This window comes from Pseudomonas sp. SDO5591_S426 (assembly GCF_054070755.1).
In genome coordinates this window covers 1-2,230 of record NZ_JBSVXD010000371.1, presented here as the reverse complement: position 1 = coordinate 2,230, position 2,230 = coordinate 1, and the positions used below count along the sequence as shown (strand labels likewise).

Annotated in this window: 2 protein-coding genes; both read right to left on the bottom strand. The window is 58.3% G+C overall.

Translation table 11 applies throughout. The features are described 5' to 3' along the window. Window positions 1-35: 35 nt before the first annotated feature. Entirely contained in the window at window positions 36-917 is an 882-nt protein-coding gene (gene rarD / locus ACW9JC_RS30045; RefSeq protein ID WP_457459588.1) for an EamA family transporter RarD, read from the bottom strand. Between the two features lie 203 nt (window positions 918-1,120). Beyond that, window positions 1,121-2,128: an aldo/keto reductase gene (locus tag ACW9JC_RS30040; protein ID WP_457459586.1), complete on the bottom strand. Its 1,008-nt coding sequence runs from the start codon at window positions 2,126-2,128 to the stop codon at window positions 1,121-1,123. Window positions 2,129-2,230 lie beyond the last annotated feature (102 nt).

Here is a 2,230-nt window from a genome sequence, read left to right as displayed (position 1 = left end):
CTGTAGGAGCTGCCGAAGGCTGCGATCTTTTGCTTTTAAGGCCTGCGCTGTCGCATCAAATGCTTGAACCCTTCAAACACCAACACCAGCACCGCCATCCAGATCGGAATGTACGTCAGCCATTCAGTCGGCTTGATGCTTTCCCCCAGCAACAACGCCACACCGAGCAACAGCACCGGCTCCACATAACTCAACAAGCCAAACAGGCTGAACGGCAGCAAGCGACTGGCGATGATGTAGACGACCAGTGCCGACGCACTGATCAGACCGAGCAACGGGATCAGCCAGGACAGCGCCGGGTACTGATCGAACACGCCGAAGCCTTGCTCGCCACCGTGTACGAACCAGTAGGCGATCGGCAGCATCAGGGTCATGTCCAGCCACAGCCCGCCGAGGTTGTCGGTCTTCAGCCATTTGCGCAGCACGAAGTACAGCGGATAACCGATGACCACCACCAGCGTGGCCCAGGAAAAACCACCGACCTGATACAACTCATTGATCACGCCAAGGCTGGCGAAAAACACCGCGACTTTTTGCAGGTACGACAGGCGTTCGCCGTAGGCGATGCGCCCGGTCAGCACCATGGCCAGCGGCAACAGGAAATAGCCCAGCGACACATCGAGGCTGTAGCCGTTGAGCGGCGCCCACATGAACAACCAGAGTTGTACGCCCAGCAGCGCCGACGAAAGCAACAAACCTGCAATCAACTTTGGTTGCGCACCGATCCGCCGCAGCAGGTCGACCACACGCCGCCATTCCCCGGACACCAGCATGAATACGGTCATGCAGGGTACCGTCAGCAGCATGCGCCAGCCGAAAATTTCCACGCCGCTCAAAGGGGTGAGCAGCGAGGTGTAGTAATACATGACGGCAAACAGCACCGAGGCTGAAACCGATAGAGCGATACCTTTAGACAAGCTGTCCTCGCGTGATTTTGAGTGAGTGTGAAACGGGCGCAGAGGATACGTGTTTTTTCAGCCGGACATTGACCGATCAATCAATACCTAACCTGTGGGAGCTGGCTTGCCAGCGATAGCGGTCTATCAGCCAACTTCGGCTTTGAATGGGCAACCGCATCGCTGGCAAGCCAGCTCCCACAGGGTACATATGTCGTCAGGTATTACGTGATTTTACGGCCCGACACAAAATGGCTCACATCATTGAACCCCGGTGTCGACGCATGCCCCGGTGTCACCAGCGAATCTATGAACGCCTCGTCTTCAGCCGTGATCTTCACCGCCTGCGCCTTAGTGTAGGCATCCCACTGCGCTTCTGTGCGCGGGCCGACTATGGCCGAGGTGACGGCGCTGTTGTTCAGCACCCAGGCAATGGCGAATTCGACGATGCCCACACCGCGTTGCTCGGTGTATTGCTGGATCTGCTGGGCAATGCGCAGGGATTCGACGCGCCATTCGGTTTCGAGGATGCGTTTGTCCTGGCGCCCGGCGCGGCTGTTGGCCTCCGGTTTCGCGTCTGGTGCGTACTTGCCGCTGAGCACACCACGGGCCAAAGGACTATATGGCACGACACCGAGGCCGTAGTTTTGCGCGGCGGTGATCTGCTCGGTTTCAGCCTGGCGGTTGACGATGTTGTATAACGGCTGGCTGATCACCGGCCGGTCAACCCCGAGTTTGTCGGCGATACGAATCACTTCGGCGATGCGCCAGCCACGGTAATTCGACAGGCCCCAATAGCGAATCTTGCCCTGGCGAATCAAATCGCCGATGGCCGATACCGTCACCTCAAGCGGGGTGTTGTGGTCTTCGCGGTGCAGGTAATAGATGTCGAGGTAGTCGGTGCCCAAACGCGTCAGGCTGGCTTCGAGACCGTTGAAAATGTGCTTGCGGCTCAAGCCGCTGCGGTTCGGCACGCCGTCCACCGGGCCGAAGCCGACCTTGGTCGCCAGCACCCATTCATGACGGCGACTGGCGATGGCCTCGCCGACGATTTCTTCGGAGCGGCCGTTGGTGTAGACGTCGGCGGTGTCGATGAAATTGATGCCCTGGTCCCAGGCCTTGTCGATGATTCGCAGGGAATCTTCGGTGCTGGTCTGTTCGCCGAACATCATCGTGCCCAGGGTCAGGGTAGAAACTTGCAGGCCCGAATGACCCAGTGTGCGGTAGCTCATGAGGAAATCCTTTTGCCGGAGGGAAAGGCTCAATCAAATACCAGAAAAATCGGGTGTGGCAAATGAAAAGATCGCAGCCTGCGGCAGCTCCTACAGGTGAAC